Annotated in this window: 14 protein-coding genes; 1 reads left to right on the forward strand and 13 read right to left on the reverse strand. The window is 66.7% G+C overall.

Translation table 11 applies throughout. From position 1 onward, the window contains the following. Positions 1 to 95: 95 nt before the first annotated feature. The 13 genes from K7G82_RS01895 to K7G82_RS01955 form a co-directional block, all read right to left on the reverse strand. Positions 96 to 557: a MaoC family dehydratase gene (locus tag K7G82_RS01895; protein ID WP_222988115.1), complete on the reverse strand. Its 462-nt coding sequence runs from the start codon at positions 555 to 557 to the stop codon at positions 96 to 98. Continuing rightward, a complete protein-coding gene (locus K7G82_RS01900; protein WP_222988116.1) occupies positions 554 to 1,336 on the reverse strand; it encodes an SDR family oxidoreductase in 783 nt (260 codons plus the stop codon). The genes K7G82_RS01895 and K7G82_RS01900 overlap by 4 nt, the downstream gene beginning before the upstream one ends. Positions 1,337 to 1,347: 11 nt before the next feature. Further along, positions 1,348 to 2,529 (reverse strand): acyl-CoA dehydrogenase family protein, encoded by a 1,182-nt coding sequence (locus K7G82_RS01905; RefSeq protein ID WP_222988117.1) that lies wholly within the window; start codon positions 2,527 to 2,529, stop codon positions 1,348 to 1,350. Next, positions 2,526 to 3,554, reverse strand: coding sequence for an acyl-CoA dehydrogenase family protein (locus K7G82_RS01910; protein WP_222988118.1), 1,029 nt, complete (start codon positions 3,552 to 3,554; stop codon positions 2,526 to 2,528). The genes K7G82_RS01905 and K7G82_RS01910 overlap by 4 nt, the downstream gene beginning before the upstream one ends. A 1-nt stretch (position 3,555) precedes the next feature. Continuing rightward, a complete protein-coding gene (locus K7G82_RS01915) occupies positions 3,556 to 4,458 on the reverse strand; it encodes an SDR family oxidoreductase (RefSeq protein WP_222988119.1) in 903 nt (300 codons plus the stop codon). Positions 4,459 to 4,561: 103 nt separating this feature from the next. After that, entirely contained in the window at positions 4,562 to 5,716 is a 1,155-nt protein-coding gene (locus K7G82_RS01920; RefSeq protein ID WP_222988120.1) for an acetyl-CoA C-acetyltransferase, read from the reverse strand. Between the two features lie 11 nt (positions 5,717 to 5,727). Further along, complete coding sequence (locus K7G82_RS01925) at positions 5,728 to 6,741, reverse strand: acyl-CoA dehydrogenase family protein (protein ID WP_222988121.1); 1,014 nt, start codon at positions 6,739 to 6,741, stop codon at positions 5,728 to 5,730. Positions 6,742 to 6,746: 5 nt separating this feature from the next. Beyond that, positions 6,747 to 7,898 (reverse strand): acyl-CoA dehydrogenase family protein, encoded by a 1,152-nt coding sequence (locus K7G82_RS01930; protein WP_222988122.1) that lies wholly within the window; start codon positions 7,896 to 7,898, stop codon positions 6,747 to 6,749. A gap of 238 nt (positions 7,899 to 8,136) precedes the next feature. Further along, positions 8,137 to 8,886: an enoyl-CoA hydratase family protein gene (locus K7G82_RS01935; protein WP_222988123.1), complete on the reverse strand. Its 750-nt coding sequence runs from the start codon at positions 8,884 to 8,886 to the stop codon at positions 8,137 to 8,139. A gap of 3 nt (positions 8,887 to 8,889) precedes the next feature. After that, positions 8,890 to 9,969 (reverse strand): NAD(P)H-dependent flavin oxidoreductase, encoded by a 1,080-nt coding sequence (locus K7G82_RS01940; protein ID WP_222988124.1) that lies wholly within the window; start codon positions 9,967 to 9,969, stop codon positions 8,890 to 8,892. After that, positions 9,969 to 10,859, reverse strand: a complete 891-nt coding sequence (locus K7G82_RS01945; RefSeq protein ID WP_222988125.1) for an enoyl-CoA hydratase — start codon at positions 10,857 to 10,859, stop codon at positions 9,969 to 9,971. Before K7G82_RS01945 ends, K7G82_RS01940 begins: the two co-directional genes overlap by 1 nt. A 2-nt stretch (positions 10,860 to 10,861) precedes the next feature. Then, positions 10,862 to 11,662 (reverse strand): CoA-transferase subunit beta, encoded by an 801-nt coding sequence (locus K7G82_RS01950; RefSeq protein WP_222988126.1) that lies wholly within the window; start codon positions 11,660 to 11,662, stop codon positions 10,862 to 10,864. Positions 11,663 to 11,675: 13 nt separating this feature from the next. Continuing rightward, positions 11,676 to 12,551, reverse strand: a complete 876-nt coding sequence (locus K7G82_RS01955; RefSeq protein ID WP_281422955.1) for a CoA transferase subunit A — start codon at positions 12,549 to 12,551, stop codon at positions 11,676 to 11,678. Positions 12,552 to 12,675: 124 nt separating this feature from the next. Here K7G82_RS01955 and K7G82_RS01960 point away from each other — a divergent pair, with 124 nt between their 5' ends. Beyond that, positions 12,676 to 13,440 (forward strand): SDR family oxidoreductase, encoded by a 765-nt coding sequence (locus K7G82_RS01960; protein WP_222988127.1) that lies wholly within the window; start codon positions 12,676 to 12,678, stop codon positions 13,438 to 13,440. Positions 13,441 to 13,456 lie beyond the last annotated feature (16 nt).

Here is a 13,456-nt window from a genome sequence, read left to right on the forward strand (position 1 = left end):
CTGTCATTCCCGCGCACGCGGGAATCCAGTGGCGTAGAGCGCGATGATCGACATCTCCTGGATTCCCGCATTCGCGGGAATGACAACAGAAGCCGTCAGGCCGGGTAGAAACGGCTGATCGTATCGACGACGCAGGCCGGTTTCTCGACGCCTTCGATCTCGACGGTCACGCGCACCACCGCCTGGATGCCGCCCTTGGCCGCCTCGGCACTGACCAGTTCGCCGACCCCGCGAATGCGGCTGCCGACGCGGACAGGGTTGAGGAAACGCAGCGCGTCCGTCCCGATATTGATGCCCATCGAGACGCCGCGCACCTCGATCAGTTCGGGCAGGAAGCGGTTGACCAGGCTCATCGTCAGATAGCCATGCGCGATCGTTGCCCCGAACGGACCGTCCTTGGCGCGTTCGGGATCGACATGGATCCATTGATGATCGTCGGTAGCGCGCGCGAACAGGTCGATGCGCTCCTGCTCGATCGTCACCCATTGGGTAGGGCCGAAACGCTCGCCGACCGCGCCGGGAAGGTCGGCCGGCGTCTCGAAGATGCGCGCGCTCATGCCTGCTGGCTCGAGACCGAGACGACTTCGCCGGTCATATAGGAAGAAAGATCGCTGGCGAGGAACAGCATGACGTTCGCCACTTCCCAGGGCTCGGCATAGCGGCCGAACGCCTCTTTCTCGGTCAGTTCCTCGAGCAGGCCGGGGGGCGTGACCTTGGAGAGCGAGGCATGCATGGCGAGGCTGGGCGAGACCGCGTTGATGCGCACGCCCTGTTCGGCGGCTTCAAGTGCCGAGCAGCGGGTGAAGGCCATCACCCCGGCCTTGGCCGCGGCATAATGCGCCTGCAGCTTCTGCGCGCGCCAGCCGAGCACCGAGGCGTTGTTGACGATCGCGCCCGTCTGGCGCGCATACATATGCGGCAGGATCGCGCGCGTCATCCGGAACACGCTGGTCAGCGTGACGTCGAGCACCTTGTTCCATTGATCGTCGGTCATCTCGATCACCGGCGCGGCGCCGCCCAGCCCGGCATTGTTGATCAGGATATCGACATGCCCCATGCCCGCGATCGCGGCGGCGACCAGCGCCTGCACCTGCGCTTCGTCGGTGACGTCGCAGACCAATGTGCCGGGGCGTGCGAAACCCAGCGACGCGATCCGGTCGGCGGTTTCGCCCAGCCGGCGTTCGTGCATGTCGGACAGGAACAGCGTCGCGCCTTCCTCCGCCGCGCGCTGCGCCACCGCGCCGCCGATGCCGCTTCCGGCGGCGGCGGTGATCAGCATGGTCTTGCCCTTCAGCAGGCCGGTCGGCGTGGGATAGTCGGGGGCGGGTCTTGCCACGATCGGTTCCTTTACTTGAGGTCGCCGCGCGGTTCGCGCGGCAGACCGAGCGCGCGCTCGGCGATGATGTTGCGCTGGATCTCGTTGGTGCCGCCATAGATCGTGTCGGCGCGCGAATAGAGGAACAGATTGGGCAGCATCGGAAAGGCATAGTCATGCCCCTCGACGGTCTCGCCGGACAGGCCGATCACGTCCATCGCCAGCTCGCCCAGATCGCGCCGCCATGTCGCCCATTGGATCTTGTAGGTGAGTGCGGACGTGCCGAGCGTGCCGCCCTCCGCGTCGCTCAGCATGCGTAGCGCGCCATAGCGCATCAGCTTCAGGCCGATCTCGGCCTGAGCGATGCGCTGGCGGATCAGCGGGTTCCGGGCCTCGCCATTGGCGCGCGCCGCCGCGATCACCGCGTTCAGCTCGTTGCGGAAACCCATTTGCTGCGCGAGCGTCGAGACGCCGCGTTCGAAGCCCAATAGCGCCATCGCCACCGCCCAGCCATGGCCGGGCTCACCTAGGATATTGGCGGCTGGCGTGCGTGCGGCATCGAAAAAGGTCTCGTTGAATTCGGCCTCGCCGGTGATCTGGTGGATCGGGCGGACGGTGACGCCGGGCTGGTCGACGGGCACGAGCAGGAAGGATAAGCCCTTCGGTCCCTTCGAGCCCTCTTCGGTCCGCGCGATCACGAAGATCCAGTCGGAGAATTGCGCCAGGCTGGTCCAGACCTTCTGGCCCTCGATCAGCCAGTCACCGCCTTCGCGCCAGGCGCGGGTGCGGACATTGGCGAGATCCGATCCGGCATTGGGCTCCGAATAGCCCTGGCACCAGATCTCCTCGCCGCGCGCGATCGCGGGCAGGAAACGGGCCTTTTGTTCTTCGGTGCCGAAGGCGAGGATCGTCGGCCCGGCCAGTTCGACGCCGATATGGTTGAGCCGGGGCGGGGCGCCGGCGCGCGCATATTCCTCGGCGAAGATCACCTGTTGAGCCAGGGTCGCATCGCGGCCACCATAGGCGCTCGGCCAGCCGACACAGCTCCAGCCCGCTTCACCCAGCCGTTTTTCCCAGTCGCGCCGCCGATCGGGCGCGTCGGTCAGGCTGGTGAGGCCATGGACGTCGGCAAAGGAGCCTTCCAGTTCGGTCTTGAGCCAGGCGGCGGCTTCCGCGCGGAACGCTTCTTCTTCGGGGGAAAAGCCCAGCCTCATGCCGCTTCGTCCAGTCCTGCGAGCTGCGCGATCTGCTCACGGTGCCAGTCGGGCGTGCCGAGCAGGCTCGCATCGCTGCGCGCGCGCTTGAAATGGAGATGCGCGTCATGCTCCCAGGTGAAGCCGATGCCGCCATGGAGCTGGATCATCTCGCCCGCGCAGTGGCGATAGGTGTCGCAGGCGAAGGCCTTGGCGGCGTGGATCGCGAACGCCGCTTCGTCCGACCCCTCGTCGATCGCGCAGGCGGCCCAATAGACCGCCGAGCGCGCCTGTTCGACCATCACCATCATGTCGGCGAGCCGATGCTTGACCGCCTGAAAGCTGCCGATCGTCCGTCCGAACTGAACACGTTCCAATGCATAGGCGACGGTCCGGTCGAGACAGGCCTGTGCGCCGCCCAGCGCGTCGGCGGCGATCGCGAGCCAGCCGGTGCTGAGCGCCGCCGAAATCGCGGCGCGCGGATCTGCGAGCGGTTCGATCAGGGCGTCGCCGATATCGATCCGCGCATAGGGGCGCGTCTGGTCCATCGACATGAGCGGCGTGACCGTCAGTCCCGGCGTGTCACGACGGACGATCGCGGCGCTATCGCCGGTTGAGACGACGAAGATGTCGGCGACCGCACCGTGTGGCGCGATCAGCGTGCCATTGTCGAGGATGGCGAAGCTCGCGCTGGCCTCACCCGCCGCCAGCATCGGCAACCAGTTCTTCTGCGTATCCGTGCCGCCCGCGAGGATCGCGGGGGCGGCGAGGCCCAGGCTGGCCAGAAGGGGCAGGGCGGCGACCTGGCTGCCGGCCTGCTCGGCGAGGATCGCGAATTCGACCATGCCGAGCCCGACGCCGCCGTGACCCTCCGGCAGGGCGACGCCGGCCAGCCCCAGTTCGCCGGTAAACGCCTGCCACAAGGCCCGGTCGATCCCGTCCGCGGCCATCGCGGCGCGCGTGCGTTCGCTCGTCGCGTTTTCGGCGAAGAACGCCTTCGCCGTTTCGGCGATCATCGCCTGTTCGTCGGTGAAGGCGAAATGCATCCTAGCTGCCCCACACCTTGCGCGGCGCGGTGCGTGCGGCGAGCAGTCCATCGACCGCCGCGCCGATATCGGCCGGCGCCCATCTCGCCTGCTGTTCCACGGTGGGGCCGAGATTCCAGCCATCCTCGATGGTGATGCGGCCACCCTCCAGCTCGAAGACGCAGCCGGTGACGTGGCGCGATTGCTCGGAGCCGAGCCAGACGACGGCCGGCGCGATATTGGCGGGATCCTGCACGTCGAAGCCGCTGTCGACCGCAGCCATCTTGTCGGCGAAGGCCTGCTCGGTCATCCGCGTGCGCGCGGCGGGTGCCAGCGCGTTGGCGGTGATGCCATAGCGGCCGAGTTCGGCGGCCTGGACGAGCGTCAGCGCCGCGATGCCGCCCTTGGCGGTCGAGTATGCGGCCTGCGCGATCGATCCTTGCAGACCGGCGCCGCTGGTGGTGTTGATGATGCGTGCATCGACGGCATTGCCCGCCTTTTGCTGGCTGCGCCAATAATCGACCGCATGGCGGCTGACGCAGAAATGGCCGCGCAAATGCACGTGCATCGTCGCGTCCCATTCCTCGGGCGTCGCGGAGACGAACATCCGGTCGCGCACGATGCCGGCATTGTTGACCACGACATGCAGGTCGCCGAACGCCGCCACGGCGGCATCGACGATGCGCTTCGCTGCATCCCAGTCGGTGATGTCCTCGTAATTGGCGACGGCCTTGCCGCCCGCCGCCACGATCTCCGCGACGACGCCGTCGGCGGCGGAGGTGTCGCGGCCCTCGCCCGACAGGCTGGTGCCGATATCGTTGACGACGACATTGGCGCCTTCGGCGGCGAAGGCGAGCGCATATGCGCGGCCGAGCCCGCGCGCCGCGCCGGTGATGATGACGGTCCGTCCGTCGCAGATACCCATTCAGATCAACCTTTCAGTTCGGATCCGTTCGTCCCGAGCGAAGTCGAGGGACGTTGGTGCCTTTGCACGCGTGTCTCGACTTCGCTCGACACGAACGGAGGCATCAGGAGAGCCTTTCGATGATCGTGACGTTGGCCTGGCCGCCGCCTTCGCACATCGTTTGCAGGCCGTAGCGGCCGCCGGTGCGTTCGAGCGCGCCGAGCAATGTGGTCATCAGCCGCGCGCCGGTGGCGCCGATCGGATGGCCGAGCGCGATCGCGCCGCCCTGCACATTGACCTTCTCGTGGGGCACGCCCAGTTCCTGCATCCACGCCATCGGAATCGAGGCGAAGGCCTCGTTGCATTCGAACAGGTCGATATCGTCGACCGACATGCCGGCTTTCTGCAGTGCATATTTGGTTGCCGGGATCGGGCCGGTCAGCATCCACACGGGATTGTCGGCGCGCACCGAGATGTGATGGATGCGCGCGCGCGGCTTCAGGCCATGCGCCTTCACCGCGGCTTCGCCGGCGATGAGCAGCGCGGCGGCGCCGTCGCAATTCTGGCTGGCGATCCCGGCGGTGATCGCGCCGCCCTCGCGCACGGTCTTGAGCGCGGCGAGCCCCTCCAGCGTCGTGCCGGGGCGGACGGTTTCGTCGGTGTCGAGCCCGTCGAGCGGCGCGATCTCCGCCTTGAACCAGCCATTGTCGATCGCGCGTTGCGCGCGGGCGTGCGATTCCACCGCGAACGCCTCCATCGCATCGCGGGTGATGTTCCATTTATCGGCGATCATCTCGGCCGAACGGATCTGGTTGACCTCTTCATCGCCATAGCGGGCCAGCCAGCCCGGCGAACCCAGGAACGGGCTGTCGAAGCCGTACGGCTGACCGGCGAACATCGCCGCCGAGATCGGGATCGCGTTCATCGCCTGGCTGCCGCCCGCGACGACCAGATCCTGCGTGCCGCTCATCACCCCCTGCGCCGCGAAATGCACCGCCTGTTGCGAGGATCCGCATTGCCGGTCGATGGTGACGCCCGGCACATGTTCGGGCAATCCGGCCACCAGCCAGGCGGTGCGGCCGATATCGCCCGCCTGCGGCCCGATCGTGTCGCAGCAGCCCCAGATCACGTCATCGACCAGATTAGCGTCGATGCCGGTGCGGGCGATCAGTGCCTTGATCGGATGCGCGCCCAGATCGGCGGGATGAACCTGCGCCAGGCTGCCTTTCTTGCGCCCGATTGGGGTGCGGACGGCGTCGATGATATAGGCTTCCGCCATTGCTGTGTTCCTTATGCGAAGCTGTGGCCGGGGCCGATCGGAAGCGTGCCGCCGATCACGGCGGCGTCGATCCGGGCAAGATGGAAGGCACGATCGCCCCAGGCGGATGCGAGCGCCCAGGCGCGCTTCATCCAGAAATGCAGATCGACCTCATAGGTATAGCCCATCGCGCCATGGACCTGGGTCGCGGTCTCGGCGGTCGCCCAGGCCGCGTCGGATGCGGCGAGTTTGGCATGACTGGCATGGACCGCGGCATGGGCGGCGCCTTCGCCGAGCGAGACCGCCGCGCGCTGCACGACGGGGCGAGCAAAGGCGATCTTCACCGCCGCGCTCGCCAGATGATGCTTGACCGCCTGGAAACTGCCGATCGGCTGGCCGAACTGGGTGCGGGTCTTTGCATAGTCGGTCGCCTGGGCCAGCATCGCCTCGGCAATGCCGATCTGCTGCGCGGCGGCGATCAGCGCGGCGTGATCGAGCAGTGCGCCCGAAGTGCCGATCGCCGCGCCTCCCGCGCTTGCCGGCACGAACAGGCGGCGCAGCGGATCGACGCTGTCGAGCAACCGGGCCGTGCCGCTGCGTTCGGCGAGCAGCAGGGCGTCGCTATCGGCGGACAGGACATGGCTGGCGGTGTCGAGATCTGCGGTCCAGGGATTGACGGGATGCTGAAGCGCGATCTTGGCGCTGCCTGTGGCGATGCGTTCGAGCAACGCATCCTGCCCGCCGGCTGCCACGAGCAGCGGCGCGGCAACCAGCGCGGTATCGGCGATGGGTTCGGCGACGCCGGCGCGGCCAAGCTCGATCGCGATGCCGACACCGTCGAGCAGCGACAGGCCGAGTCCGCCCTGTGCCTCAGGCACCAGCAGACCCGACAGGCCCATCTCGACCAGTCCCTGCCAGACCGCATCGGAACGGCGGCTTTCTTCGGCATCGAGCTCGCGCAGGACTTCGGGGCCGTGAACGCCCGCCAGATAGTCGCGAACGCCCTGTGCCAGCGTCGCCTGATCGTCCGAAATCGTGAAATCCATGGCCGTTACCTCGGCAGCCCGAGCAGGCGCTCGGCGATGATGTTGCGCTGGATTTCGTTCGATCCGGCATAGATCGGGCCGGAGAGCGAGAAGATATAGCCCTCGAGCCAGCCATTGAGCCCGCCGTCGTTCAGATGACGCAGCTCGGCGGCGGCGCCCAGCAATTGCATCGCGGTGCGGTGCATGGCCCGGTCCAGTTCCGACCAGAAGATCTTGTTGAGGCTCGCTTCCGCGCCGATATGGCCGCCCGCCATGATCTGCGAGGCGACGGCATAGGTGTTGTAGGCATAGGCCTGCGCATCCATCCATGCCTGCATCACCTGTTCGCGCGCGGCGGGCGATGCCTTGGCTTCATGCGCGCGGAACAGCGACACCAGCCGCGCCGCCGCCGCCTGGAAGCGGGCTGGGGAGCGCAGCATCAGTCCGCGTTCGAAACCCGCGGTCGCCATCGCGACGTTCCAGCCTTCGCCTTCGCCCGCGATGCGGTTCGCGACGGGCACGCGCACTTCGTCGAAGAACAATTCGGCGAAACCCGGATCGCCATGGAGCTGGCGGATCGGGCGGCGGGTGACGCCGGGGGCGTTGAGATCGAACAGGATGAAGCTCAGCCCCTTATGGCGCTTCGAGTCCGGATCGGTGCGGAACAGGCCGAAACCCCAGTCGGCGAAGCTCGCGCGGCTGGACCAGGTCTTCTGGCCGGTGATCACATAGTGATCGCCGTCACGGATTGCCTTGCTGGTGATCGCGGCCATGTCCGATCCGGCATTGGGTTCGGACCAGGCCTGCGCCCAGATTACCTCACCCCTGGCCATGGGCGTCAGGAAGCGCGCCTTTTGTTCGTCGGTGCCGAACTCCATGATCGTGGGGCCGAGCAGGAAGATGCCGTTCTGGTTGGCGCGCAGCGGCGCGCCTGCGCGATAATATTCCTCCTCGAAGATCAGCCACTGGATCAGGTCTAGCCCGCGCCCGCCATAGGCCTCCGACCAGGTGACCATGCCCCAGTTGCCGGAGGCCAGCTTGCGTTCCCATTCGACATGCTGGCGATAGCCTTGCTCACACTCCAGTGTGAGGAGCGGTTCGCGCGGGACGTTCGCCTCCATCCACGCGCGGACTTCGGCGCGGAAGGCCTGTTGTTCGGGAGTGTAGGCGAGATCCATCATCGCGTCCTTTTCCCCTCGCCCCCTGCAAGGGGGAGAGGGTTGCGCAGACTTGGCAGCGTGCTGCCTAGTCGGAGTTGGGTGAGGGGGATGGCGCGCGGAGCGCGCCCGCGAAGCGATGCTTCGCGTCCCCCCTCACCAACTCCGCCTAAGCCCGACTTGCGTCGGTCCAAGGCTTCGTATCCTCTCCCCCTAAAGGGGGCGAGGATGCGAAAATTCGGAAGTTCGTTTCCTGGCATCAGAATTTCGCAGCTGCGCCGGTTTCGACAAAGGCGTCGCGTGCCTTCTGGCTGTCTTCATGCATGTACATTTCCAGCGTGAAGCCCTGTTCGAAGCGATAGCCATGATCGACGTCGCGGGGCTCGAGGCCGTTCAGTGCTTCCTTGGCGAGCACCAGCGCCTTGCGCGACTTGCCCGCGATGATCGCGGCGAAGGCGCGCGCCTCGTCCGCCAGCGCCTCACGCGGGACGATCTTCTCGACGGCGCCCAGGCGATAGGCTTCGTCGACCGGGATATTGCCGCCGGTGAAGAAGGCGGCGCGCACCTTGTGCAGCGGCAGCATGCGCGACAGGTGCGAAGCGCCGCCCATCGCGCCGCGATCGACCTCCGGCAGCGAGAAATAGGCATCGTCGGCGGCGATGATCGTGTCGCTTGCGCCGCAGATGCCGATGCCGCCGCCGATCACGAATTTGTGGACGGCGGTGACGACGGGCACCTCGCAATCGCGCACCGCTTTGAAGGTCAGGAAATTGCCGCGATTGAGCAGGGTGATGCGCTCGGGATGCGCCTGCATCTCCTTGATGTCGACGCCGCCGCAAAAGCCGCGTCCCTCGGCGCGGATCAGCACGACATTGACGTCCGGGTTGCAGCCCGCCTCGCGGATGATCGCGGGCAGGCTGTTCCAGGTTGCGCTGTCGAACGCGTTGACCGGCGGCTGATCGAAGACGATCTCCGCGATGCGGTCCTTGATCTGGGTATGGATCGGCATGGTTCAGGCCACCGTTTGCGAGGGAGAGGAGAGGGCGGCGAGGCGCGCGCGCGCCTCCGCCTCGATGCCGGCGACAAGATCGGCGCAACTGGGGAGGTCGCCGAGCCGCCCGGCGACGAGCCCGGTCGCCATCAGCCCGTGATCGGGATCACCCTCGACCACGGCCTTCTGGATCAGCATCGGCGCGGACGCCGCCATCATCGCCTGGGGCAAGGTGAGCCCACCGTGGCTGGTCATGCCCTTTGCCGCCCTGAACAGATCGCCGAACGATGCGCCGGTCTGGCGTTTCATCTGCAGCCCGCTTTCGATCGCGCGCCGCCAGATGCCGATCCCCGTCGAGCGTTCGATCCGGTTCAGCAGCGCGTTGCGGATCATGCGCTGGGGCAGGCCGTCGACCTTGGTCGAGACGAGGATGTCGTCGGTGCCGGCGGCGGTGTAGCGCGCCTTGGTGGCGTCCGGGATCGGGCTCTCGCGCGTCATCAGGAAGCGCGTGCCCATCGCGATGCCGACAGCGCCATAGGCAAGAGCCGCGGCAAGCCCGCGCCCGTCGCCGAAGCCGCCCGCCGCGATCACCGGAATTTTCACGCTGTCGAGCACTCGCGGCAGCAGCACGGTCGAGGCGACCGACCCGGTATGGCCGCCGCCTTCGCCGCCCTGCACCGTCACCATGTCGACGCCCAGTTGTACCATTTTCTGCGCATGCTTGACCGCGCCGACGGTGGGCACGCAGAGGATGTCGGCGTCCCTGAACCGCCCGATCATCTTCGCATCGGGGCCGCGTCCGAAGCTGACCGCGCGGATCTGGTCGCGATGCTTCAGGATGATCTCGACGATCTCCGCCGCGCCCGGCTGGAACATGTGAAAATTGACACCGAAGGGACGGCTGGTGCCCTGCTTGACCGCAAGGATTGCGGTTTCGAGCTCGGCCGGCTGCATCACTGCTCCGGCGAGGAAACCGAAGGCGCCGGCCTCGCTCGACGCGATGACGAGCGAGGGCGTCGCGATCCAGCCCATCGCGGTCTGGATCACCGGCACGCGGCAGCCGAGCCTCTCGGTCAGGACGGTGTTGAGCGGATCGGCCATCAGCCGGCGTCCCCATCCTTCTTCGCGGCGGCATCCTTCTTGTTGGCTTCGGCCATCGACTTGCCGGTGAGCCCGGCCAGGCTGTTGCCCGTCGTCAGATCATTCTGGGCGTGCGCGAAATGATGCATGTGGAAAACGGCATCCATCGCGGTGCGCTTGCCGCGCAGGTCCTCGACATGGTTCACTGCCTGCTTGGTGAGCGACAGGCCCAGCCGCGGCATCTCCGCAAGCTTCTCTGCCACCCTGCGCGTCTCCGCTTCCAGATCGGCGCGCGCGACGATGCGGTTGACCATGCCCAGCTCATAGGCGCGGTCGGCGGGCATGCGTTCGCCGAGCAGCAGGAATTCCTTGGCGACGCGCGGCGGCAATTCGAAGGCATGGGCGAAATATTCGACGCCGGGAATGCCCATCCGGACGACGGGATCCTGGAAGAACGCGTCTTCGGACGCGATCGTCAGGTCGCAGATCCAGGCGAGCATCAGCCCGCCGGCGATGCATGCGCCCTGCACCATGGCCACTGTCGGCTTGGGTACATCGCGCCAGCGGCGGCACATGCCCAGATAGACTTCCTGTTCGCGCGTATAGAGGAATTCAGCGCCGGGCTTGTTGGTGTGATCGGGCCAGAGCAATTTGCGGTCGAAGCTCTTCGTGACGTCGCGGCCCGGCGTGCCGATGTCGTGGCCGGCCGAGAAATGCTTGCCGGCACCGGCAAGCACGATCGACTTGACCTCGTCGTCGTCGACGGCGCGGCGGAACGCGTCGTCGAGCGCATAGGTCATCTGGCTGTTCTGCGCATTGTTGAAGCTCGGTCGGTTCATCGTGACCCAGGCCACGCCACTCTCGACGCGGTAGAGAACGGGTTCGTCGGTTTCGTAGACGATATCGACCATGATCAGAGCCTCCGGCCCGCGGGATTGTCCTTGAGCACGTTCGCGCGGATATTGTGGGGATCGAAGCGGGCGATGATCGCGAGCTGCTCGGTGGTGGGCGCGGGAGTCTCGGCGATGCTGTCCGCCGCTTCGAGCGCGAAGCCCGTCGCGTCCTGCACCTGATCGAAGGTGATGCCGGGATGAAGCGAGATCACGCGGATCGCATTGTCGGCGCCGCCGAAATCCATGATGCAGAGATCGGTGACGATCAGCCGCAGATCGACGAAATCGAACCGGGCGCCGGGCACGCGCCGGGCCGGATTGTAGCCGACGCTCGACACCATATCGACTTCGCCTTCGACGAAGACGCGCTTCGAATGCTGCGGCACGAACATCGAATTGATGTGACAAATGGAATTGCCCGGAAAGCCGCGCGCGCCGAGCATCTGTACCTTGGGCCGATCGTAGCTGCCGCCGAGATAGGAGATGTTCGTCTGCCCGAAGCGATCGATCTGGCTGGGCGTGACCATGGCGTGGCGCTTGCCGGGCCAGACCGCCGCGTCGAAAAAGCGCGAGAAGGGCAGATAGCCGGCGGGCTTGCGGTCGTCATAGCCGCGCGGTCCGATCGGCACCGGATCCTCGACCAGCCATGCCTCGCCATCGGTCATCATCAGTTCGGGGGTGTGCGTCACCTTGGCGAGCGAGGCGGCAAGGCGCGGCGCGGGGCCGATGCCGGTCGCGACAAGTTCGCCATTGCCGCGCCAGGCTTCGGATGCCGCGACGATCAGCTGTTCGCAGAGCGTGAATTCGGGCGAGGTGGTCATGATCGTCATCCCCTCAGAAAATGGGCAGGGGAAGGGCTGAGACGGCGGCAGCACCGCCGACCCGGTCGAGATAGCCTGCCTCGTCGGCGCCGATGGTGCGGGCGGCGAACGCGTCCCAGCCACCTTCTTCGCGCGCGCTGTCGGCATAGGCCTTGAGATGTTTCATATCCCAGCCATAGAGCGGCGGCATCGAGGTCGGGTGCGCGCCAAGCGGCGCTTCGATCACGCCATGGACGAAGCAGCGCTCGACGATATTGGCGCGGGCATCCTCGGGATAGCTGTGGTCCATGCGGTCGACCACTTCCTCCGCCGAAACGAAGGTCTTTTCCGCCGCGCGCGCGAACCACTCGTCATAATAGGTATCGGGGCCGAGCGCCTGGATATTGCCGCGCCGGTCGGCGCGATGGACGTGGAGCAGCGCGGCATCGAGCTTGAGCGCGGGCATCGCCAGCAACACTTCGCCATCGTCATAGGGCGATTGCACCGTCCTGAAGCCGCCATGCGCCATCACATCGGTGCCGAGCCCGACATGGGTGGGCAGGAAGGGCAGGCGGAATGCCGCAGCCTTCAGCCCCCATTGCAGCATGCCTTCGTCGAGTTCGAGGATATCGAGCGCGCCGGCCTCGCGGCTTTTACGGAAATAGGGTTCGAGCGGGATCGCATCCATCGAGACGAAGCCGAAGATCAGCTTCTTCACCTTGCCCGTCGCGCACAGCATGCCGACGTCCGGCCCGCCATAGGCGACGATCGTCAGGTCGGTGAGATCGGAACGCAGGATGGCGCGGACCAGCGCCATCGGCTTGCGGCGCGGGCCCCAGCCCGCGATCCCGATCGTCATCCCGCTCTTCAGCGATGCGACGAACTGCTCGATGGTAAATTGCTTGTTCAATCCGCTCTCCCGTCATGCCGATGATGTTGCATGGCGGGCACGCGGATGGTCCGCTACCACCATATGGAGAGAGACATTCGTGGCGGCCGGTAGAATGGATGTGGCAAAGGATCTGGAGGTGGCCATGGCGAAGAATGAGCGGCGCGTGGCGCTGGTGACGGGCGGTGCGCGCGGCATTGGCCGGGCGATCACCGAACGGTTGCTGTCGAACGGCATGACCGTGGTGATCTGCGGCCGCAACGCGCCTGACGATTTGCCGCGTCATGGCGATGCCGTCGCCATGTTCGAAGCGTGCGACGTGCGATCGGCCGAGGATGTGAACGCGATGGTCGACCGGATCGTCGCGGTGCATGGCCGGCTCGATCTGGCGGTCAACAATGCCGGCGGTTCGCCCGAGGCGCCGGCCGCCACCGCGTCGCCGCGTTTCTCGGAACGCGTGCTTGCGCTCAACCTGCTCGGCCCGCTGCATGTCGCTCAGGCGGCGAACCGGATCATGCAGGGGCAGCCGCAGGGTGGCGCCATCGTCAATATCGCGAGCGTGTCCGGCACGCGGCCGTCGCCGGGCACGGCCATCTATGGCGCGGCCAAGGCCGGGTTGCTCAACCTGACGGAAACGCTCGCGATGGAATGGGGGCCGCTGGTCCGCGTGAACGCCGTCGTCGTCGGCCTGGTCGCGACCGAGGCTGCGATCGAACATTATGGCGGCGAGGATGGCATGAAGCGCATCGACGCGATGCTACCGGCGGGCCGAATGGCGCGCGGCGAGGATGTCGCCAATACCGTCGCTTTCCTGGCTTCGCCCGACGCCGCCTATGTCAGCGGTGCGCGGATCGCGGTCCATGGCGGCGGCGAGCGCCCGATCTTCCTGGGCCTGGCCCGGGGCGAGTGACCGCGAACACGGCCAG

This window comes from Sphingomonas colocasiae, from assembly GCF_019880585.1.
In the GTDB taxonomy this organism is placed as follows: Bacteria; Pseudomonadota; Alphaproteobacteria; order Sphingomonadales; family Sphingomonadaceae; genus Sphingobium_A; species Sphingobium_A colocasiae.

Excerpts from the sequence above, each read along its gene's own strand:
- K7G82_RS01895 (WP_222988115.1), bottom strand. The coding sequence starts at position 557 with ATGAGCGCGCGCATCTTCGAGACGCCGGCCGACCTTCCCGGCGCGGTC.
- K7G82_RS01905 (WP_222988117.1), bottom strand. The coding sequence starts at position 2,529 with ATGAGGCTGGGCTTTTCCCCCGAAGAAGAAGCGTTCCGCGCGGAAGCC.
- K7G82_RS01910 (WP_222988118.1), bottom strand. The coding sequence starts at position 3,554 with ATGCATTTCGCCTTCACCGACGAACAGGCGATGATCGCCGAAACGGCG.
- K7G82_RS01915 (WP_222988119.1), bottom strand. The coding sequence starts at position 4,458 with ATGGGTATCTGCGACGGACGGACCGTCATCATCACCGGCGCGGCGCGC.
- K7G82_RS01920 (WP_222988120.1), bottom strand. The coding sequence starts at position 5,716 with ATGGCGGAAGCCTATATCATCGACGCCGTCCGCACCCCAATCGGGCGC.
- K7G82_RS01925 (WP_222988121.1), bottom strand. The coding sequence starts at position 6,741 with ATGGATTTCACGATTTCGGACGATCAGGCGACGCTGGCACAGGGCGTT.
- K7G82_RS01930 (WP_222988122.1), bottom strand. The coding sequence starts at position 7,898 with ATGGATCTCGCCTACACTCCCGAACAACAGGCCTTCCGCGCCGAAGTC.
- K7G82_RS01935 (WP_222988123.1), bottom strand. The coding sequence starts at position 8,886 with ATGCCGATCCATACCCAGATCAAGGACCGCATCGCGGAGATCGTCTTC.
- K7G82_RS01940 (WP_222988124.1), bottom strand. The coding sequence starts at position 9,969 with ATGGCCGATCCGCTCAACACCGTCCTGACCGAGAGGCTCGGCTGCCGC.
- K7G82_RS01945 (WP_222988125.1), bottom strand. The coding sequence starts at position 10,859 with ATGGTCGATATCGTCTACGAAACCGACGAACCCGTTCTCTACCGCGTC.
- K7G82_RS01950 (WP_222988126.1), bottom strand. The coding sequence starts at position 11,662 with ATGACCACCTCGCCCGAATTCACGCTCTGCGAACAGCTGATCGTCGCG.
- K7G82_RS01960 (WP_222988127.1), top strand. The coding sequence starts at position 12,676 with ATGGCGAAGAATGAGCGGCGCGTGGCGCTGGTGACGGGCGGTGCGCGC.